The following is a 21,140-nucleotide window of genomic DNA, read 5'->3' as shown; positions in this document are numbered from 1 at the left end:
CATCGCATTTGTTAGTTAATAAAATTAGATATTAAATGTAGCGTCTCAGAAAGTTTGGAAGCGGTTGCAGTTAGGATAAAGACCGTGCCGTCTTCAAAATATCGGCTAAAACGCCGGCAGCCGTTACCTCTTTGCCAGCACCGGGTCCCTGAATTACTAAAGGTGTTTGGTTATATAGATCAGAGAAAATCTGGATCAGGTTATCCGTTCCTTTGAGTTGACCAATGGGAGAATCTTTGGGTAGTACCTCGATCCCGATATTTACTTTACCATCTTTAAAACGTCCGGTATAACGCAGTGTTTGGCCTTTGTTTTGGGCAGCCGAAATGCGTTGTTCCCAAGTCTGGTCATAGTTGCTGAGTTGATCCAGGAACGTATCCTTGTCGACATCGCGAAGAGCTTCGGGAATCAGGGATTCAACCGCTATCTGCTCGCGTTCAATTTTATAGCCCAGTGTGCGGGCCAGCGTTAAAAACTTTCGGGCCACGTCTTCGCCGGAGAGGTCATCGCGCGGATCGGGTTCGGCATAGCCCTTTTCGCGGGCATCAACAATAGCTTCACTAAAAGGCACGCCCTGTTCCAGCTGGTTAAAGAGGTAGGTCATGGTGCCGGATACCACCCCCGATATTTCTGTGATACTATCACCGGCAGATTGCAGTTCGTTGAGGGTAGAGATCACCGGCAGTCCGGCCCCGGCCGTAGTTTCATAGCGGAAGGAGGTGTTGTTTTCTTTGATCAGAGACTGCAAATCATCAAAAAATGCCTGCTCAAACGTATTGGCAAGCTTGCTGGGCGTAACAATATGGGTGCCGTTTTCAAACAGTTGGGGATACAGGCGGGCCACTTCTTCACTGCCTGTCGCATCAACAAAAATAAGATTATTACGATGCGGCGCGGTGAGTTTATCGATCAGCAGCTCCCAATTGGTAGGTTCGCTGTCCGACCAGTCGATATCATTTTTAAGCGCAATGCCTTCTTCCTGCCACAAGGCATTGCGGCTGTTACAGGCCCCGATAAGTCGAAAGGTAATGCCTTCCGGCTCCAGGCTTTTTAGTTGTTTCAGCAGGGTATGGCCAACGGCCCCGGTACCGGCCACAAAAAGATCGATAACCTTTTGGTCGCCCTGCAGATAATCGTTGAGCAGGCGCGCTGCCAGCTGGGCATCTTGTCTGTCAAAAAGAAAAGAGATAAACCGTTCATCAAGGTTGCGTTCGGCATTAATGGGCTGCAGGTTGTTCGACACTAACAGATCCCAAATGCGTTTGGATAGCGATTCATCATCAGAGAAGTGATTGCTGAACTTTTTGACTTTGAAGAGGTTGCTTTGCAGATCCAGCACCACATCTCTGCTGGATGCCCATTGGCCGAGAAGGTTCGAAACCTTTTCAAAGAACGATTGTCTTAAGATAAATCGTGCCGGCTCGAACTCTGAGCTTGTTTTAAACCCAACTGCTTCGGAGTCGGTTTCTTGCTCCGACCATTCTGTTAGTTTTGAAAATAGTTCAAAAGCGTGTGTTTCATCAACTTGAAGCTTCACAAAAGGACCGGTAACAGTAATTGTTTTAAGTGCCCCATTCGATTCAAAACCCGAGGTGATAGAGGTGCCGGGGTGGGAGGGGTTATAGCTGTTTTTGACCAGTACAGTAGTACCTTTATCCTGTATAGGGCGTATGGTTTGCGGATGAATAACTTTTGCCCCATGAGCGGAAAGCTCCGTAATATCCCCAAAACTAAGTTCCTTAATTGACTGTGCAGTAGGTACCCAACGTGGATCAGCAGAGAGTACACCGTTCACATCGGTCCAAATTTCTAGGTGGTCGGCATTGAGGGCATCGGCGACAAGGCCTGCGGTATAATCAGAGCCGGAACGCCCCAGGGTAGTGATTCGATTTTGAGAATCGGAACCGATAAAGCCGGTAACTACGGGCACAAACTTAGATTGTTGCAAGTACTCCCGAATTAGCTTGCGGGTAGTATCCTGCTTAACCTTCGCCTTGCCAAAGGTAGAGTCGGTTTTAATAAATTGATGGGCCTCAAATGATTCTGCCGGCAGCCCGTTACTGGATAGCACCGAGGCAAAAATAAGCGCAGAGGCACGTTCGCCAATAGAGAGAATGCGATCTTTGAGAGCTCGCTTATTTTCTATATCAAGGCTGAGTTTATGCAGGTCTTGAGTAAGCTCATCAAACAGTTTGTCAAGCCGGTTGCGTTTTTTGTGCTGCCCGTCGGTAAGTTTATCAAAAATGGTCAGATGCTTTTGTCGTAAATTGTCTACACCGGTTTCAATTAAATCAGTTTTTTTGCCGATATCTTTCGTGAGCTCAATAAGAGCATCTGTAACGCCTTCAAGGGCCGAGACTACCACAAAAGGATGGGCCTGCTGGGTTCGGTCCATAACAATTTGGGTAGACTGCTTAATGTAATTCGGGTTTTGCAGTGAAGTACCACCGAATTTGAGAACATGTGTTTCAGAAGTATTCATCGATTAGTAGTGTACTATTCTTGTTGGCGTTTCTATTAAAAAGGGTTTTATAATCTTGTTGAGCTGGTCAAATTCAATCAGGAAAGCATCATGGCCGTGGGTAGATCGTATACGGCGATAACGCCCTTTGGGTAAAAGCTGGGCAAGTTCATGCTGTTCTCGCACCGGGTATAGTAAGTCTGAATTTATGCCGATAACCAAAACGGGAATATCAATATCACCCAGTACTTCTACATACGAAGATCGATTGCGGGCCACATCGTGGCTGTCCATAGCCTGGGTAAGGCGTACATACGAAACAGCATCAAACCGCTCCACCAGCTTTTGCCCCTGGTAATCGAGATACGATTCTACCTGGAATTCATCAGAATCGGCCTCTTGCAGGCGTGCAAACTTATGCTCATAATCGGTATCGCTGCGATAACTAATCATGGCAATCATACGGGCGAGTGCCAGTCCCTTTTTGGGAGGATGCTCTTCGGAGTAGTATCCTTTGTTCCAGTTAGGGTCATTGTAGATCGCCTGCCGTTGCGTATGGCTTATACCGATGGCCCAGGGACGGTGGGCTTTGCCCATCCCAATAAGTACGGCGGCCTGTGGGCGGTCATCCATGATCGTCCATTCCAGTACTTGCATACCCCCCATGGAACCGCCAATGAGCAACTCAATGCCGGTAATCTCAAGAGCATCGACCAGTTGCTGCTGCAGACGCACCATATCACGAATTGTAATTTTTGGAAAATTGGCTCGGTAAGGCGTACCGGTTTCAGGATTAATACTGGTTGGGCCGGTGGTACCGTAGCAGCTGCCCAATACATTAGGACAGATAATAAATTGGTTCGTTGGGTCCAGGGTTTTTCCGGGCCCCAAAAGTCCATTGAACCATTCATCCGCATCGGCATTGCCGGTTAGGGCATGGCATACTACCACCACATTATCACGGGCCTCATTCAGATCTCCCCAGCTGCGATATGCGATCGTAGGCTGAGGTATAGAAGCGCCATTTTCTGTGATAAAAGGCTCTTCAAAAGTTATAGTATTTTTGTTGCTCATTATAAACTCAGTGACTCTTTTGCTGGTTCAAGCGCCCGCGCGAACCAGACGTACATAATGCGCGGGCGCTCTAGACAGCAAACTTATTTATACAGGTTGTTTGATCTGCTTAAAAGCGATCTCAAAATCTTCCTTGAGATCATCAATATGCTCAATACCAACAGATACGCGGATCAGGTCCGGTTCCACACCGCTGGAAGCTTGTTCCTCTTCGCTAAGCTGCTGGTGGGTAGTTGATGCCGGGTGAATAACCAGCGTTTTGGCATCCCCTACATTGGCCAGGTGGCTTGCTACTTCTACATTTTCAATAAAGGTGCGGGCCGATTCAAATCCACCGTTAACACCGAATGTGAGTACGGCACCAAACTTGTCGCCTTCTAAATATTTTTTAGCACGTTCGTGGTAGGGGTGGTCTTCGAGTCCGGTATAGTTAACCCAGTCCACGACGTCTTGTTTCTTCAGCCATTTTGCCAGCTCTAATGCATTTTCGCAATGGCGTTCGGTGCGCAGCGATAGTGTTTCGAGCCCCTGCAGGAACAAAAAGCTGTTAAAGGGCGACTGCGCTGACCCGAAATCACGGAGTGCTTCTACCCGTGCACGGATGGCAAAAGCGATATTGCCAAAAGGACTGTCAGGGCCAAAGGTTTCCCAGAAATTAAGTCCGTGATAGGCCGGCGAAGGTTCGGTAAAGACCGGGAAGTTGCCGTTGGCCCAGTTAAAGTTTCCGGCGTCAACGATGACTCCACCGATGCTCGTACCATGACCGCCAATCCACTTGGTGGCCGATTCGGTAACGATGTTAGCGCCGTGTTTAATGGGCTGAACAATAGCTCCGGCTGCACCAAAGGTATTATCTACAATCAGCGGAATTCCGTGCTTTTTGGCGATGGCAGACAGCCCATCAAAATCAGGCACATTGCCACGCGGGTTCCCGATAGATTCTACATAGATTGCCTTGGTATCTTCATCGATAGCCGCTTCATAGCTTTCGAGCTTGTCGTCTTCCACAAAATTGACGTCGATACCCAAACGGGGTAAAGTTACTTTAAATTGATTATAGGTGCCCCCGTATAAAAAGCTGGTTGAGACAATATTGTCGCCGGCCTGTGCAATAGTAGCAATGGTCAAAAATTGGGCCGATTGTCCCGATGCAGTAGCTACAGCTGCGGCACCGCCTTCGAGTGCTGCAATCCGATTTTCGAACACATCGCTGGTGGGATTCATAATCCGGGTATAGATATTGCCGAATTCTTCGAGTCCGAATAGGTCGGCGGCATGCTCGGTATCATCAAACTCATAAGAAGTAGTCTGATAGATGGGAACGGCGCGCGATCCTGTAGTAGGGTCTGGCTCTTGCCCAGCGTGTAGCTGGAGCGTTTCAAATTGTAAGTTTCGTTCTTCTGCGTTAGTACTCATAGTGTTTTGGTTATCAGTTATTTGTTAGTTGTTACTTAATTTTATTTTCTGGATCGTTTTAAAAATTGATAACCTAATTAGGTCGTCAATTTTGTACCATTCATTGAACATTGATCACATTTTTGTTTCAGTTTTTTATAATCCACTGCAAATAAAAAAGCCTCTCCTAAGATCTTCGCCGGTGGGGGAGAAGATCTCAGAAGAGGCTTGGTAAAAATTGTTCGCAGTTTATTACGAATGACCTCATTTCTCATCTTTCCCCGGAAACCGGAGCAGGAGGTGGCACCTTTCTCACACAAAAATTTTATGTGCAGGATGGTTGCCAAGACGTCTTCGGGCCTGATCCCTCAGTCTTTCTGGATAAGAGTATTCAGTAAATGAAAAGAACTACGATCAGATACTAAAAAAGCCCTTCGGGATCTGACCGAAGGGCTTTAAAAATCTGTTCAAAAAAGTTGAATCAAATCAGTCCTCCGGTTGCAAGTATGGCATAGGCATACACATGCAACAGAGGCAAATAATATGTTTGACGATTTGATTCATTGACTTGTGGTTAGAAATTTCAGTTTTAATTTAAGCGATTATTGGATAGCAAACAAGTATAGAATAACTATTTTTTGACTTGGTTTTTTTTTTTTTAGCTAGATTAGAAAAACTATTCAATTATAATGTAAAATACAGACTATATTATGAAAAAATTAAGTTGTTTTATTGTTACTTTAATGTTTATTCTTTTTTCTTTTGCAAATATCGGAAATGCACAAGCGGAATTTTTGCAGGATGTTGAAGTTTCTTCATGTGCTTCAGATGGAGGCTGTGAGGTAATAGTCCGACAATATACTGGCCTAGTTAATGCTTACAGCATTAATGTAAGATGTATGGATAGTTCTGGTAATTTTGGATCATGGAGCAATTGGTCATATAGTGGAATATATTCAGGCAGTGCATGTAACGGTGAAATATAATCTAGAATTAAAAGGAGCTCAGAGATCCAGGGCTCCTTTTAATATTTTCAGATAATGAGATATTATATTTTTTTCCTATTTTTTCTAGTCGTATTAGCATGTCAAAAAAGTAATGATATCAATAGCTTTGATGTAAGCAAAAGCAAAGCAACTACTGTCATTGCGAATAAAATGGATATTAATTATAGCTTTTTCATTTCCTTGTATTCATTTATTCAAGCTAATAATTCGGGATTATATATTACTCCTAGCAATGTAATTAATGACACAGTTTTATATAAATATCCTAAAGAAGCGTTGAACAAATGCTGTGGTGATTTAGAAGGGATAATAAGAGAAGGTAGAGGACCGAATGAACTTTCACAAATCTTTGCAAGTTCAAAATCAGTTACTGGTGATACTTTACTTTTTTATTCCCCTAATAGTGCAAAATATTTAGGAATAAATAATGATGGTGTTGTAATTGATAGTTTGGAATTTCAAAATTCTAAAACTTTAATGAATACAGGAAATAGTTTTTCTTATAGTAAGGGCTATTTTTTGATTCCATCATTTAATAGATTTTTCAGTTCGAAAAACTTATTCTCAATAATAAATACCAACAATAATACTAGTAAAGATATTTTTGAACCGAGGGTGCCACCTGGATACGAACCGGCAATACGTAATCAAGTTGTTGCAATGGGAGCTTTACCTAATGGTTTTGCAGTTTCCTTCGTTGGTGATAGAAAAATATATATTATTGGATTTAATGGTGAGGTAAAAAAACAACTAATATTTGGTGAAAGTGAACCTATACCAGAACCATTTAAAGTAAAAAATCCTAAACAAGCTCCTTCGTCTAAACCTTATATAACAAAAATTGAATTCTATAAAGGACATATATTGGTATTAATGGATAATTTAATATGGATTCTAGATTATCCTTCATATCAAACTAATAATTTATTAAAGATATTACGTGATCCTAAAGAAAATTCAGCACCTGTTATTGATTTTTCAATAACCGAAGATGTTATCTATGTTAGAATGGGTCGCGGTGGTCTACATAGCGTTAAAACAAATCCTAATTGGTTTAAATAGTGGTGTGGCATGATTGGAAGTCTTGGTGGAATCGATATACTTATTGCAATTACAGCTTTTGTAATTATTGGATTGATAATTTACTTATTGATCAAATTATCAAATAAGTAATAAAGTTATTATTTTCTTCGCTCTGGATTATACATTTTAAATCAAAGAATTCCTCGACGCTTTGCGTCGGGGTCCGAAAAATATGTCATTCCGAACCCCGAATAGTTCGGGACAGGCTTTGATTCGGAATCTAAATAACAGAATTTCGGATTTTGACCTTTAGGTCAAAATGGAACTAGTGAAATACTCGGTAGACTTGCTTCGGAGGTCGTTTGTTCTAAGAAATTCTTTAATATTCTTTTTCAAAAGTCATGGTGAATTGGGTACCATTATCAGATGAAAATGAATACTCAGCTTTTAGTTGTTTAGCAAGTGAGTCAACGAGTTTAAGTCCAAGCGATTGGGACGATGTTACATCCAACCCCTCTGGGAGGCCTTTTCCATCATCTTTAACTTCAAGAGATACAGTGTTGTTCTCTTCAGTACATTTTATTGAGATTGTCCCACCTTCTTCATCGAAAGCATGTTTATGGGAGTTTGTTACTAGTTCATTGATGATTAAACCCAATGGCACAGCCTGCCTTGTTCGAATGGAGATCGGTTTTATATCTATCTCAAAATCGATTTCAGAAAGTCCGTCAATATTTTCAATCGAACTGTCAACTTGCCGAATCAGGTCTTCCAGGTAATCGTCAAGCGTGATGCTGGCCAGTCCTTCTGTTTCGTATAGTTTTTCGTGAATAGAAGCAATCGACTGAACTCGGTTCATACTTTCTGAGAGTACCTCTTGAACTTCTTGGGAGCTACTCTTCATAACCTGTAGCTCTAGCATCCCTGTAATAGTAGCCAGGTTATTTTTTATACGGTGATGGGTCTCTTTGATGAGCATTTCACGTTCTTCAATAATATCCTTCATCTGTTGGCGCTGTTCCCACTCTTTAGTAACATTTCGCTGAACAGATACATAATGAGTAATTTCTCCATCTTCATCCCGAATAGGATCAATACTCCAGCGGACCCTGTATGTAGAACCATCTTTTTTGTAATTGAAAGTTTCTCCTTCAAAATGCTCTCCCTTACTCACTTTTTCTACAAGCTCTTTGATAGTCTCTTTGTCAGTTTTGGGCCCTTGCAAGATGCTGAGTGACTTACCTATAACTTCTTCCCTGGAATATTGGGTAATCTCCTCAAAGGCCTTATTAACAAAAACAATTTTCTCATCACCGATTTTATCGGGCGCATCTGTCACAACAACCATCTCCTTGGTTGTTTGGATCGCTTGAATAAGTGTCTTAGCTATCCTTTGATCTACAGACTGGAATAAGTCTTCAGTTAGTTGGTTATTCCGGATGTTTTTGAAAATATCTTCAGCCATGGTAATAAGAGTAAATTCCTATGGACCTACCTTCCTGAAATAGTATAAACCCTATTCAGAAGGCCTTGGGGTAACAGTTACAGAGTCTTTTTTAACATAATAATTATAATTTATGGAAAAGTTTGCAGGTTTTTTTAAATCCAGCTTTGTATTTTTCCATTGGCTAGAGGTAGGGTATATAAAAGTATATGAGTTGCTGTCGTTCAAAGTTACTTCCAGAGGCATATCAAAATGGGCAACATCAGCATCCCAGCGATAATAGAGCAGATCATTTTTAATGTAGTATTTGAACGTAGGAATATCCGGATAATGCAGGTATTGATCGAAAATATCGTCTAAGTCTTTTCCTGATTTTTTAATGATATATCGTTCAACTTGACCAGCAGTAACCGTTTCATGGCGGAACTTTTGTTGGATCCCTCGCAGGATACGCTTCCAGGTAGAGTCATTATCTACAATTTGGCGAATGGTATGCAGCATGTTGTGTCCCTTATAGTACATATCACCGGAACCTTCATTATTAAGCCCATATTTGCCCGTAATGGGCTCTTTGTTTTGAATTCGCGTTCGTAATCCCCTGGTATATTCCGAAGCAGCTTCCTTCCCATAACGACATTCGGTGTAGATAGATTCAGAATAGCTGGTAAAACTTTCGTGTACCCACATATCGGCAATATCTTTGGTCGTTACATTATTGCCCCACCACTCATGTCCCGATTCGTGGATGATGATAAAATCCCATTTGAGGCCCCAGCCCGAACCGGATAGATCTGCTCCGTTGTACCCATTTTGGAAATCGTTACCGTAGGCAACAGCACTTTGGTGTTCCATCCCCAAGTGGGGCGTGTGGACAAGTTTAAAACTGTCTTCATAAAAAGGGTAGGGGCCAAACCATTTTTCAAAACACTGCATCATTGGCTTTACCTGCTTAAACTGCTCTTTGGCCTTTTCGAGATCCTGTTCCAGTACCCAATAGCTGAGGTCAAGCGTACCTTTTTTGCCTTGGTAGGTATCCTTAAAATTAACATAATTGCCGGCATTTACAGATACGTTATAATTATTTATGGGATTGGAGACGAACCAGCTCCAGGTTGTCATCCCGTTGTTGTGGCGTGTGGTATCCCGTAATCGCCCGTTGGATACATTTTTTATGTCATTTGGTACCGTGATGTTAATGCTCATACTGTCGGGTTCGGCAGTTTGGTGATCTTTGTTGGGCCACCAAACGCTGGCTCCCAGTCCCTGGTTTGCCGTTGCAAGCCAAGGGTTGCCCAGTGAGTCCTGTGCCCATACGAAACCACCATCCCAGGGAGCGTTTTGTGCAACTTTGGGATGCCCTTGGTAATAAACAGAGATGGTATAGGTAGAATCTATTGCCAATCCTTTGGGCATTTTTATCATATAAGCGTAACTGCCGGGTATTCGCCGGTAATCCAGCGTTTGGCCATCCTGCTTTATCTGATCAATCTTCAATGGATCCTGCAGGTCGATCTGCATGCGCTTGGGCGTATCGGTAACCCGGTAGGTAATATTGTTATAGCCGGTTATAGAAGAATCGGATGGCTGAACTGTTACATTCAGATCGTAAAACTCCACATCCCACCAGGCGCGCTGTGGAGTAATAGAGCCACGCAGTGTATCGGCTTTGGTAGCAAGTACCCCGGAATGTTGTGCTGTGGCAGACAGGTTGAGGGCAATGAGGAAACAAGTAAGGAATCCAGCCAGGATCAGGTTGTAGAGCTTTTTCATAAAGATCATTATTTGCGAAATGATGAAATCAGGTTATCGAAAGATCGTAATATCGAGAAAAGATAAGCATTCCATTTTCTTTGTAAAGAAGAAATTATAGAAACTTATTAAGTGCTGTGGCGAGTTTCTGAATTCTGCGACTTCAGTGAACAGCTTACAGTTATCAGAGACCCGCAAAAAGAACAGTAAGATTGCTGAGTGTCCTAAGTGGTTGTTTGTAGTGATCAGTTATTTGTTAAAGGGTNCTTATGGTATTACTTAGCTCTTGTGTATCCTCCTTGTCTGTAGAAACTATCAGATGGATATGATTTAACATAATTACATAGGCATAAATTTTGAGCCCTTTTTTCTCTCTGCAATATTTCAAACTCTCTATTACAATATCAAAGTAGCCATCACTTGTAAAAACAGGATATCAAGCAGTTACTGTTGAAGTAATAAAGTATAGCGATACTTCTTCAAATATCTTCATTGATATAACAGTCTTTTTATAAGTAAGACTGTTATTTGGTTAAAACCTTACAGTTTGTCAGAATATCGGGAGTACAACTCCCTTGGAGCTAGTTTTAGTAATTAAGTATTAAGTACTAAAAGCTGAAAAGTAACAGGGCTGGAATTTATAATTCTTAATTTTTAATTCTCAATTCCTAATTATTCAACCACCAACTTCTAACCTCTAACTTCCAAGCTCCAACATCCTAAATCCTGTCTTCACGCATCACTCACCCATTTTTCAAAATCCTAAAACCTATTCCCCTAGTAGCCATAATGACGAACATGACTAGGATTCTCACGCCATTTCTCTCGTACTTTCACATGCAGGTCCAGGTACACTTTTTTATCCACAAAGGCCTGTATAACTTCACGGGCACTTTTGCCCAGCTTTTTGATCGCTTTGCCGCCTTTGCCAATGAGAATTCCTTTTTGCGATTCCCGGTTTACAATGATATCAGCACTGATATAATCGAGATCGTCACGCTCATCATATTGTACAATATCAATAGTTGAAGAGTAGGGGATCTCCTGATGATAGAGTAAGAAAAGTTGCTCGCGAATCATTTCGGCAACAAAAAATCGAACCGGCTGCTCACTGAGCATATCCTTGGGATAGAAGGGAGGGCCCGAAGTGATATTTTCTTTTATGGTATCCATGAGCTGTTGCAGCCCCTCGCCGTTGAGTGCCGAAACAAAGAGCGTATCATCAAAATCGAACTTCCCTTGGATCTCTTTGGCTACCGCCTGGCACTGCTGGTCCGAAGTTTTGTCAATTTTATTAATAATCAGGAAAATCTCCTTGTTCTTCATCGAAGAAAACATCTTGAAGATTCTGCCCGGCACGTTATAATCGGTCACATCAACGATCAATAAAATAATATCTGCGTCTCGTCGTGCCCGGTCCACCGTTTTCATCATCGCTTTCTGCAGCTCATAGCTGGGGTCGATAACGCCCGGCGTATCCAAAAAGATAATCTGCAGATCCTCTTCGGAGTGGATGCCCAAGATCTGGTGTCGGGTGGTCTGGGGCTTGTGGGTAGTGATCGACACCTTGTTGCCGAGCATACGGTTCATCAGGGTAGACTTACCTGCATTGGGCTTACCGATGATAGCGACATATCCGGATCTGTGTTCAGGAGTATTTTCCATAGCTTGTATATATTGATCGCAATAGCTGCGATATCTATTAGTTCGTAGTTTGTTTTGTGGTAAGCATGACGTCGAGGAATTTCTGGACCGTATTGTCCAGACCCAAATACAGTGCCGATGATACCAGGGCATGACCAATACTAATATCGTTGAGGTGGGGCACGGTTTCTACCAGTGGAGGCAGATTGACAAGGTTGAGACCGTGGCCGGCATTTACTTTCATGCCCAATTCATGAGCTTGTATAGCCCCTTTCTTTAGACGTTCCAGTTCAGCTGCTTTTTCCTCTTCGGTGTCAGCGTTGGCATAGGTACCGGTATGCAGTTCAATGGCATCACTCCCCAAATCGGCAGCCAGTTTGATGTCCTCTTCATTAGGATCAATAAAAAGACTGATTGCGATATCTGTTTCCCGGTATGCCGGAAAAACGCGCTTTTCAAAATCGTCATAAACTACCTCCATATCCAGCCCGCCTTCGGTGGTCAGCTCTTCACGACTTTCGGGCACCAGCGTAATAAGATGCGGGTCTACAGCTTTACTGATTTTAATCATCTCATTAGTGGCAGCCATCTCAAAGTCGAGCGTGCCCTTCACATTTTCTTTTAACCTGTGAACATCATCCGTTTTAATATGACGGCGATCTTTACGAAGGTGAAAAACGATACCCGATGCTCCGGCCTGCTCACATACTTTTGCAGCTTCTACAGGATCGGGATATCCTTCACCTCGGGCATTACGTAGGGTGGCAACATGATCAACATTTACCAAAAGTTGCATAGATAAAAAATAGCGCTTATTTACAGTTGTCTTTAAACCTCTAAATATAGATCATTTAATGGAGAGTTTAAGTCAAAATTGACAGAAAATGATGATACGATTACAATTAGGGGTAATAATTTTATTAATAGGTATGTTAGCAGGCGGTTGCGGCGTTGTTCCTCGCTCCACAAATCCACCTGTGACGACGGTAAGTAAAGATACAGCCTCTTCACCGGAACCGGTTTCTACCACACCCTCATCCTCAACGAAAACGGCAGAAAAAGGAAAAAAGGAATCTGAGGCACCCCCCTCTGATTCAACTCCACCACCCTCAATGGCCGTAACTTCGCTTAGCGAAGCAAAATCATCGTTAATGAAAGCTTATCGTGAGTGGAAGGGCACCCCCTATCAAATTGGAGGGGAATCCAGCAAAGGTGTCGATTGTTCAAGGTTTATGGAAATTGTTTTTGAAGATTACCTGGGAATAGATCTCCCCAATAACACGCGAACCCAGCTTAATGTGGGCAAAGGGATCAGAAGGCCGGGGATTCGAACAGGGGATCTGGTGTTTTTTAAAACGGGACGCAAAACATTACATGTGGGAGTGGCCGTTAACAGGGGAGAGTTTTTGCATGCTTCTACCTCTAACGGCGTTATGATCAGCAAGTTGGGAAATAGCTATTGGCGGGATCGTTTTTTAGCAGCACGACGAGTTTTGTAACCTTGAATACAGCATTCAAATAATTCATAGTATGCGTAAATATATATTAGCAGCAGTTGCTCTGTTCTGTTTGTTTTCACTTTCATCTTTGGTATATGCGCAGTCCGGACCAACCTTTATTAAGGGCGGGCAGTATTTTGATGTCGAGACCCAGCAGATGGTTGACAATGATGGGATCTTGGTGCGTGGTGGCCGTTTCTATGAGATAGGCGATGTACCATCCCAAAACAATGAGGCCGAATATGAAGTTATTAGGCTAGAGGAGGATGAGTATATCCTACCCGGTATTGTGGATGTGCACGCTCACTTTCGAATGGATGCTTTTGGCTCGGAAGAAGGAAAGGAAATTGATGAGTTTAAATATAACTCACTTGTCTACCTGGTGAATGGCGTAACGTCTGCCTTTGCCAATGGCGTCTATTATCCTCATATGGAACTGGCCGCCAAACGATTGATAAATAGCGGTAAGTGGACCGGCCCTCGTATTTGGGCCTCAGGTCCGTACTTTGGCAGGGCTCGCCCCGATTGGGAAGATTACTCCAAAGAAGAGATTTACGAGCAGGTAGATCATTGGGTGAGCCTGGGTGTTGATGGATTCAAGACCAAGGGCGGAGATCCGCAAACAGTTAAACACTTGGTAAATAGGGCACACCATCACGGATTGACTGTGGCCGGGCATCTTGGTTCAGGCTATAAAGGAACAACCAATGCAATTACTGCTATTGATGCCGGTATTGATCGTGTGGAGCATATTCTTGGCGGATTTGTGCTGGAGCCCGACCGATATGCCTATCCTGTGTGGAATAAGGTAGATACGACTTCGAAAGATTTTAAGAAAACGGTGCAGTACTATCTTGATCACAACGTTTATTTTGATGCTACTATTAATGCGCCGGTTTACTTTACAACGTTGAAAGAAGGCTTTGACTACTGGAAAGATGAGAAAGGGATGTTCACTTCTTACGTACGTAGTATATTGACCCTGCGCAAAGATCAGGAGGGCAATGAGCTTATGGATGGGCTCTATAAAGCGATGCGCCGTTCTACAAAAGCATTTTATGATGCCGGGGGCGGTGACTTAATTACGCTTGGCACTGATGCGCCTACGCACGGTTACTTTTTGGCCGGTTTCGGAGCTCATCGCGAAATGCATACTATGGTAATGGCGGGTATCCCCGAAAAAGCGGTGCTGAAAATTGCATCCCAGAACGGGGCCAATGCTCTTGGTAAAGGAAGCCTGCTTGGATCGATAGAAACAGGGAAGATGGCTGATCTGTATGTGGTGCAGGGAAATCCCCTAAAGGATATTACTAATACCCGAGATGTCCAGCTGGTCATGAAATCGGGACAAGTATATGATCCCCAAAAACTACTGGAGCAGGTGAAAGGAAAAATAGGTCCCGAAAGTAAATCCGAGATCGATGACTGGTTCAAATATCCCGCATTGATGGAAGAAGTTACGCAAACGAATGGTCAATAGCATTGCCTGTGGAGATACTATAGTTGTGTCTCCACAGCAATGTAGTGAAAGCTGTTATCCTAAAACTCGAAATCGTTAATGCCCTTGGGGTTGGCACCGTATTGATTTTTGCCGGGATGGCTTTCTTCAACTAAGAAGATAAATAGGGCAATAGGACCAACTAGCGGGACAAAGTTAATGAACATCCACCAGCCACTTCGATTGGTGTCGTGTAGTCGCCGTATGGTTACCGCAAGGCCGGGTATTACAATAGCTAGCGAATACAGTGTTAAAAGGATAGCAGGTACTATAAAAGCTGTCGGTTCTGAAGTTATCAGGGCTAAAAGTCCAGAAAGAATTAAAATACCAAAGGTTATACCCATGTTAATTAGGGCAAACATCCAGTACTCTTTTCGCCGGGCTCGGCCTTCAAAATCTGCATACTGGTTTAATACTTTAAGATACCACTCCATGAATTCTGTTTTTTATTAAAAAATTATTTGATAAGTAATTTTAAACGAGCCCTAAAATATCGGTTTGTAACTGAACTGCAAGTTATTTATTTAGGCAGATCAAATTTAAAAAACACAGATGAAATTAGTGTGGTTATATTGTTACTGGCAATAATATTGGGAGCTGCTTTTTTGGTATGGCTCTGGAAAGTACCGATCAAAAAAATGGCTAATGCGATGAAAGAAAGTGGAAGCAGTACCTTTGAGGCTTATGCTATCATCTTTTTGCTTCTTGCGGGACTTACCGGGGCCGTTTATATGATCAGCCGTGTTATTTAGGTTGGGGGCTGGTTTAAAAAGGGACGTCGTGATCCATATCTGACATGTCGATAGTAGGCTCTTGGTCATTAAATGGAGCTTCTTGACTGGGAGCGCCTTCTTCACCTCGCTCTACTTTCCATGCTTTTACATCGGTATACCAGTTTCCTTTGTATTCCCGGCTTTGGATATCGATAAAGACGGTAAGTTCTTCGCCTTCCTGCACATTGAACTGGTCAATTTTGTCGCCCCAATGGGTGATGCATATTTTTTTACCATACTTGCCCTGCGTTTCCAGGATAAAGTCTTGCTTTTTCCAGGGACCGTTTTTGCCTTCGCCCGATTGTGCTTCGAGAATTTGTGTAACCTTGCCTTTAACCTGTAAATCCATAGTTCTGTGTGCTCATATTTAAATTGGTATAACCTGCACAGGATAGGCATGAACCGGCTCTATATCAATTAAAAAACATACAAATTTTGTGTTGTCAGCAATAGCAGGAGTAAGGGCGATGTTTGGTTTAGAAGTATTGATAAATTACGAGTTGTCGATTGATTACCCAGCTATTATTTCGGAACGGATATGTTTTTTGAGAGTAATGTTTTCCCGAATAACATACAGTGTAGGCCGTACTTCCAGTGCGGCCATCCCACACTTGTAGTTAGACTGGCCTCTTAAACCTTTTGGGGTTGTTATTTTAAGTCCACCGAATGCCCGTTCTTCGAACTCATTTTATGGCCCAGCCTTGGCCCCTTCCTACGGCGCAGGGTGGGGAAATGTTGTACCCAGTAAAATCAATGTCATTCCGAGGGGAGCGTAGCGGAGTCGAGGAATCTCCCAAAATAAGTTCGCGTTGCATCAAAAAAGCAGCTGTCACGCATTAACCAATCGATTCAGGGAGATAGTTCGACTACGCTCACCATGACGGGCGTTGTTGTTAGAAGCTATGGCAGCTGTTGAAGAGCAAGAAAATTAGGAGTGCCGAGGAACAAAGCGGGCGGGGTAAATAGCAATGCCATCACCGGGAGTGATGGCATCGCATAAAGGGTTACTGGTAATTTTGTTGGGCCGTTCTAGATCTCCGGCTCTTCGTTCATGTTGTAAAGGGTAAACGAAAAGATATCAGTAAGCTGCTTTATCGTTTTACTGGTCGGTGTCCCGGCTCCGTGTCCGGCGCGTGTTTCTATACGAATTAATACGGGTGTATCTCCGCTGTGGTACTCTTGCAGTCGAGCCGCAAACTTAAAAGAGTGAGCAGGTACTACGCGGTCATCATGATCGGCCGTAGTAATAAGAGTAGCAGGGTAACCGGTACCTTTTTCCAGGTTGTGGTAGGGAGAATATCCGTAGAGGTATTCAAACATCTCTTCGGAAGCATCCGCGCGCCCATAATCTGATGCCCATGCTGCTCCAATAGTAAACTTATGATAGCGCAGCATATCCAGCACGCCTACCTGTGGAATGGCAACCTGTGCAAGGTCGGGACGTTGCGTCATGGTAGCGCCTACCAGCAGTCCACCGTTGGAACCACCCATAATAGCTAACTTGTCAGAGCTGGTATAGTTTTCTGATTTCAGGTATTCACCCGCTGCAATAAAATCGTCAAAGACATTCTGTTTCTGCATCTTGATCCCGGCTTTATGCCAGCTTTTACCATATTCACCGCCGCCGCGCAGGTTCGCCATGGCAAAAACCCCACCCATCTCCAGCCACGATATCCATCGCGTACTGTAAGAAGGGGTGAGGCTGATGTTAAATCCACCATAGCCATAGAGTAGAGCCGGGTTATTTCCATCGAGCTCAACGCCTTTTTTGTGGACAATAAACATGGGGATTTCGGTACCGTCTTTGCTCTCGTAAAATACCTGTTTGGTTTCGTATTGTTCGGGATCAAATGCAACCTCGGGTTGTTCATATAGCTCAGAACTGCCCGATTCAATATCATAGCGAAAGACCGTACTGGGATAGGTAAAGGAGGTAAAAGTGTAATAGAGTTCAGTATCCTCCGATTCTCCTCCAAAGCCACCGGCAGAACCTATTGCCGGAAGGTCTACATCCCGCACATGTTCACCATCTAAAGTGAGTTGTTTTACTTTTGACTTAGCATCTTCGAGGTAGTTTAAAAATAAGTACCCACCGGCCGAAGAAGCACTATTGAGAACATGTTCTGATTCGGGAACTAATGTTTTCCAGTTTTCGGGATTGGGTTTATCAATGGTTGTCTCGACGATACGATAATTTTGGGCGTCCAGGTTAGTGTAAATGAGCAGACGGTCGCCGTCGCTGTGGAGTATGCTGTGGTTGTTCTCAAAATTATCTACAAACTGAACAAAATCGCCATTGGGATCTTCAAGATCTTTAATATAAAGTTCATTACCGCTGGTTCCTTTCCAGGGAGAGAGCACCAGGAAGCGCTCATCTTCGGTAAGTCCTGCTGAAATACCGCGACGCTGAATATCGTCGCCAAATACTACCCGGTCTTCGGATTGTGGAGTGCCCATTTCATGGAAGTATACCTTCTGATTCTTATTGGCCGCTGTAAGTGCTTCGCCCTCTTTGGGACGTTCATAGCTGCTGTAATAAAACCCTTCGGTGCCTTTCCAGGATATGCCCGTAAATTTTAGATCGGTCAAGGTATCACCGACCACTTCTTTGGTTTCAGTATTCAGGGTAATTGCTTTACGCCAGTCCGACCCACCGTCAGAGATAAGGTAGGTCATCAAAGAGCCGTCGCTAGAGAAAGAGGTGCCGGCCATAGAGATGGTACCATCCTCCGAAAAATTATTGGGATTTAGAAATACTTCTTCCTCATCACTTTTCAGATCCTTGGTGCGGTAATAGACGCTTTGGTCTTGCAGTCCGTCATTTTTGTAATAATAGTAGTAGTTGCCGTGTTTGTCGGGGGCACTTACTTTTTCATAGTCAATGAGGTTCTTAACAGTTCCCTTAACTTGGTCTCGGAAGGGAATGTCGTTGAGATAAGAAAAGGTGACCTTGTTTTGTTTCTTTACCCAGGCTTTGGTCTCTTTGGCATTGTCATCTTCAAGCCAGCGATAAGGGTCGGGTACCTCATTGCCAAAATAGGTGTCAACAGTATCAACTTTTTTGGTATCCGGGTATTGGATGTCAGAAGCGGAAGGTCCTTGCTGCTGGTTACAACTAAATACAAAAGCAGCAATAAGAATGAGGGACGGAAACAGAAGTTTGCTCTGCATAACAGCGTTTTTTTATTTGATGTCTTGGGTTAAAAGCTAATACAAAATAGATAATCAGCAGAAAAGTGCAATCTCAGAACGTAAAAGCTTGTTTCAACGGTCGTACATTAATAATCTTTAATTCGTAGTTGGTAAGACTTTTGTAATCAGGGTTGTTATCTTATTAACAGGGAGCTTTGCAAAACCCGGCATGTCATCCGGAATTCAGTTCAGGATCTCGGTTTTAAGGTTAATAACTGTATATGAGATGCTGAAACAAGTTCAGCATGACAAGATGTGACTAGTTTTGTAAAGCCCCCTAACAGAATAACTGCCAAAAGCTATACCCTTGATATTATGAGTGAACAAGCGCTGGAATCAAGTCTTTTGGATAAGCTTATAGACTACCTTGAGAAGCCGGACTTTTATCCTCACAAACCGGAGCACGTAGAGCATATTCAGACTCATATATCCCACGTATTTATCGCCGCCCCCTATGTATATAAGTTCAAAAAGCCGGTCGACTTTGGCTTCCTGGATTATAGTACCCTCAAAAAACGGAAAAAGTATTGCCACCGCGAAATAACACTAAATAGGCGGCTGAGTGATGATATCTATCTGGGAGTGGTATCGGTGGTGGAGCAGGATGGCACTTTTAAGATTATAGAAGAGGAGCCGACCCCCAATCAAGTAGTAGAATATGCCGTTAAGATGAATTTGCTGCCGGAAGAATATTTCTTGCATACCTACCTGGAAGATGATTCTTTAACTTACGATCAGCTGGAACGGGTTGCTGATAAGCTGGCAGAATTTTATAACAGTCAGGAGCCTGATGAAGAGATCTTGCAGTGGGGAGAGGTAGAAAATATCAAAGTCAATACCGATGAGAATTTTGAGCAGACCGAAGATTTTATTGGGGATACCATAGCGCAAAACAGCTTTGATGCAATACAGTATTTCACCAACGAATATTTTGATCGTCAGCAGCCCCTTTTTGAGCAGCGGATAGAAGACAAACGCATTGTCGACGGGCACGGAGATCTGCACCTGGAGCATATCCATATTACCCCCGATAAGGTGCAAATTTATGACTGTATCGAATTCAACGAGCGGTTTCGGTACGGTGATTTGGCTGTAGATCTGGCATTCTTGGCGATGGATCTGGACTTCAATAACCGTTGGCAGGAAGAGCGCTACTTTATTAATCAAATGGCTAAAAAGCTGGAAGATCCCGACCTGCCTGAGATTATCAATTTCTATAAATGTTATCGGGCCTATGTAAAGGGCAAGGTTAAGAGCCTGCAGAGTGGTGAAGAAGAGGTGCCCCAAGAAGAGCGAAAAGAAGCTGCTCAAACAGCACGCCGCTATTTTAATCTGGCATTGCGTTATGCACTGTTGGGATCCCATCCCCGGGTGCTGGTGGTAATGGGCAGGGTAGGATCGGGCAAAAGTACCATTGCACGGCACCTTGCCCAAAAACTCAATATCAAACGCTATTCCAGCGACCGCATTCGAAAGAAGATGGCCGGTTTGCCGCTCCGTGAACGGTCACCGGAGTCGAAAAGAGATGAGTTATACTCAAGGGAGATGTCAGAACAAACGTACCAAAAGCTAACAGATAATGCTTTGCAAGCGATAAAGAATGGAGAGAGCGTAATTTTGGATGCCACTTACAGTGAGAAACCTGCCCGTAATAGGTTGCTCGAAACGGTAGATGCTCCGGTACTTTTCGTGGAGACCCAAGCTCCGAATTCTACCATTAAAGAGCGCCTCGCCGATCGAGAAAGTCAAAATGAAGTGGTTTCAGATGCTCGACTCGAAGACTTTGACACGCTGAGTAATACCTTTGAAGAAGTAACCGATATTCCAGAGAGTAAGCTTGTAAAAGTATCAACCGATTGTACGGTAGAACAGACAAAGCGGCAGCTCTATCAAGCATTTATTGATATTAATATTAAGAATGGGCTCGACCGTTAATGATGGTGCATTTCCATTTTTCGCTTCTTACCTTCGATCTATGAGTGAAGATCATCCGCAGAAAGATAAGTTAGAGCGGACGCTGGGCCGATGCCAGTCAGCCTACCCATTACCATTCTAATTGTAGATACCGAGGAGCAAGATATCGATGTGGAGGGCATACAGCTGTTATCCAAAGAACAGCTTGAGATGGCCGGCTTAAAGACACGTCAGATTCACACTAAAAAGGTAGAGATCCCAAAAATAGTGAAAGTGGTTACCCAGATAGCGGGCGAGAAAGATCTGTTGGTGCTGGTAGAATCTGTTTCTCAAAAAAAACAGGCATTTATTAAAAGTTCAACGGCTAAGATAAAGGGTACGGTAACATGTCCCACGCTGGTAGTATTGCCTGAGGAAAAAGAGAGCTCAGATTAAAAGAGGATATTTCGGCCAATTGGTGATTAATA

General features: G+C 43.3%; 17 protein-coding genes and 1 riboswitch. Of the genes, 7 read left to right on the top strand and 10 right to left on the bottom strand.

Annotated features, from left to right (window positions below; genetic code table 11):
* Positions 1-70: 70 nt before the first annotated feature.
* From G3569_RS13700 to G3569_RS13690, 3 genes are all read right to left on the bottom strand, one after another.
* On the bottom strand, positions 71-2,482 hold the full coding sequence (locus G3569_RS13700; RefSeq protein ID WP_165270125.1) for an aspartate kinase: 2,412 nt from the start codon (positions 2,480-2,482) through the stop codon (positions 71-73).
* A gap of 3 nt (positions 2,483-2,485) precedes the next feature.
* Entirely contained in the window at positions 2,486-3,538 is a 1,053-nt protein-coding gene (metX, locus tag G3569_RS13695) for a homoserine O-acetyltransferase MetX (protein ID WP_350356567.1), read from the bottom strand.
* Between the two features lie 84 nt (positions 3,539-3,622).
* Positions 3,623-4,951 carry an O-acetylhomoserine aminocarboxypropyltransferase/cysteine synthase family protein gene (locus G3569_RS13690; RefSeq protein ID WP_165270121.1) on the bottom strand — a complete coding sequence of 443 codons (1,329 nt, stop codon included), beginning with the start codon at positions 4,949-4,951 and terminating at the stop codon, positions 3,623-3,625.
* 247 nt (positions 4,952-5,198) lie between these two features.
* Positions 5,199-5,318, bottom strand: a riboswitch (SAM riboswitch).
* 322 nt (positions 5,319-5,640) lie between these two features.
* Here G3569_RS13690 and G3569_RS13685 point away from each other — a divergent pair.
* A complete protein-coding gene (locus tag G3569_RS13685) occupies positions 5,641-5,916 on the top strand; it encodes a hypothetical protein (RefSeq protein ID WP_165270119.1) in 276 nt (91 codons plus the stop codon).
* A gap of 54 nt (positions 5,917-5,970) precedes the next feature.
* Positions 5,971-6,999: a hypothetical protein gene (locus G3569_RS13680; protein WP_165270117.1), complete on the top strand. Its 1,029-nt coding sequence runs from the start codon at positions 5,971-5,973 to the stop codon at positions 6,997-6,999.
* 340 nt (positions 7,000-7,339) lie between these two features.
* On the opposite strand, the gene G3569_RS13675 is transcribed toward G3569_RS13680, so the two are convergent.
* The 4 genes from G3569_RS13675 to G3569_RS13655 form a co-directional block, all read right to left on the bottom strand.
* A complete protein-coding gene (locus G3569_RS13675) occupies positions 7,340-8,425 on the bottom strand; it encodes a sensor histidine kinase (RefSeq protein WP_165270115.1) in 1,086 nt (361 codons plus the stop codon).
* 51 nt (positions 8,426-8,476) lie between these two features.
* Complete coding sequence (locus G3569_RS13670; RefSeq protein ID WP_165270113.1) at positions 8,477-10,174, bottom strand: M1 family metallopeptidase; 1,698 nt, start codon at positions 10,172-10,174, stop codon at positions 8,477-8,479.
* A 756-nt stretch (positions 10,175-10,930) separates the two neighbouring features.
* Positions 10,931-11,818 carry a GTPase Era gene (gene era, locus G3569_RS13660; RefSeq protein ID WP_165270109.1) on the bottom strand — a complete coding sequence of 296 codons (888 nt, stop codon included), beginning with the start codon at positions 11,816-11,818 and terminating at the stop codon, positions 10,931-10,933.
* A gap of 37 nt (positions 11,819-11,855) precedes the next feature.
* Positions 11,856-12,593, bottom strand: a complete 738-nt coding sequence (locus tag G3569_RS13655; RefSeq protein WP_165270107.1) for a pyridoxine 5'-phosphate synthase — start codon at positions 12,591-12,593, stop codon at positions 11,856-11,858.
* An 88-nt stretch (positions 12,594-12,681) separates the two neighbouring features.
* On the opposite strand from G3569_RS13655, the gene G3569_RS13650 reads away from it, so the two are divergent.
* The gene (locus tag G3569_RS13650; RefSeq protein WP_165270105.1) at positions 12,682-13,296 is read left to right on the top strand and encodes an NlpC/P60 family protein; all 615 of its coding nucleotides are present in this window, start codon (positions 12,682-12,684) and stop codon (positions 13,294-13,296) included.
* A 31-nt stretch (positions 13,297-13,327) separates the two neighbouring features.
* Positions 13,328-14,776 (top strand): amidohydrolase family protein, encoded by a 1,449-nt coding sequence (locus G3569_RS13645; RefSeq protein WP_165270103.1) that lies wholly within the window; start codon positions 13,328-13,330, stop codon positions 14,774-14,776.
* Between the two features lie 59 nt (positions 14,777-14,835).
* Here G3569_RS13645 and G3569_RS13640 read toward each other — a convergent pair whose 3' ends face one another.
* A complete protein-coding gene (locus tag G3569_RS13640; RefSeq protein ID WP_165270101.1) occupies positions 14,836-15,228 on the bottom strand; it encodes a DUF805 domain-containing protein in 393 nt (130 codons plus the stop codon).
* A gap of 129 nt (positions 15,229-15,357) precedes the next feature.
* Here G3569_RS13640 and G3569_RS13635 point away from each other — a divergent pair, with 129 nt between their 5' ends.
* On the top strand, positions 15,358-15,546 hold the full coding sequence (locus G3569_RS13635) for a hypothetical protein (RefSeq protein WP_165270099.1): 189 nt from the start codon (positions 15,358-15,360) through the stop codon (positions 15,544-15,546).
* Between the two features lie 13 nt (positions 15,547-15,559).
* Here G3569_RS13635 and G3569_RS13630 read toward each other — a convergent pair whose 3' ends face one another.
* Positions 15,560-15,916, bottom strand: coding sequence for a DUF3127 domain-containing protein (locus G3569_RS13630; protein WP_165270097.1), 357 nt, complete (start codon positions 15,914-15,916; stop codon positions 15,560-15,562).
* A gap of 680 nt (positions 15,917-16,596) precedes the next feature.
* The gene (locus tag G3569_RS13625) at positions 16,597-18,738 is read right to left on the bottom strand and encodes a prolyl oligopeptidase family serine peptidase (RefSeq protein WP_165270095.1); all 2,142 of its coding nucleotides are present in this window, start codon (positions 18,736-18,738) and stop codon (positions 16,597-16,599) included.
* 336 nt (positions 18,739-19,074) lie between these two features.
* On the opposite strand from G3569_RS13625, the gene G3569_RS13620 reads away from it, so the two are divergent.
* Both G3569_RS13620 and G3569_RS13615 read left to right on the top strand, forming a co-directional pair.
* Entirely contained in the window at positions 19,075-20,694 is a 1,620-nt protein-coding gene (locus G3569_RS13620; RefSeq protein WP_165270093.1) for a bifunctional aminoglycoside phosphotransferase/ATP-binding protein, read from the top strand.
* 90 nt (positions 20,695-20,784) lie between these two features.
* Positions 20,785-21,108, top strand: coding sequence for a hypothetical protein (locus tag G3569_RS13615; RefSeq protein WP_165270091.1), 324 nt, complete (start codon positions 20,785-20,787; stop codon positions 21,106-21,108).
* The last annotated feature ends 32 nt before the right edge of the window (positions 21,109-21,140 follow it).

This window comes from Fodinibius halophilus (genome assembly GCF_011059105.1).
GTDB lineage: Bacteria > Bacteroidota > Rhodothermia > Balneolales > Balneolaceae > Fodinibius > Fodinibius halophilus.
Note: the sequence above shows the minus strand (reverse complement) of the source record. Positions and strands in the feature narration are given on the sequence as shown.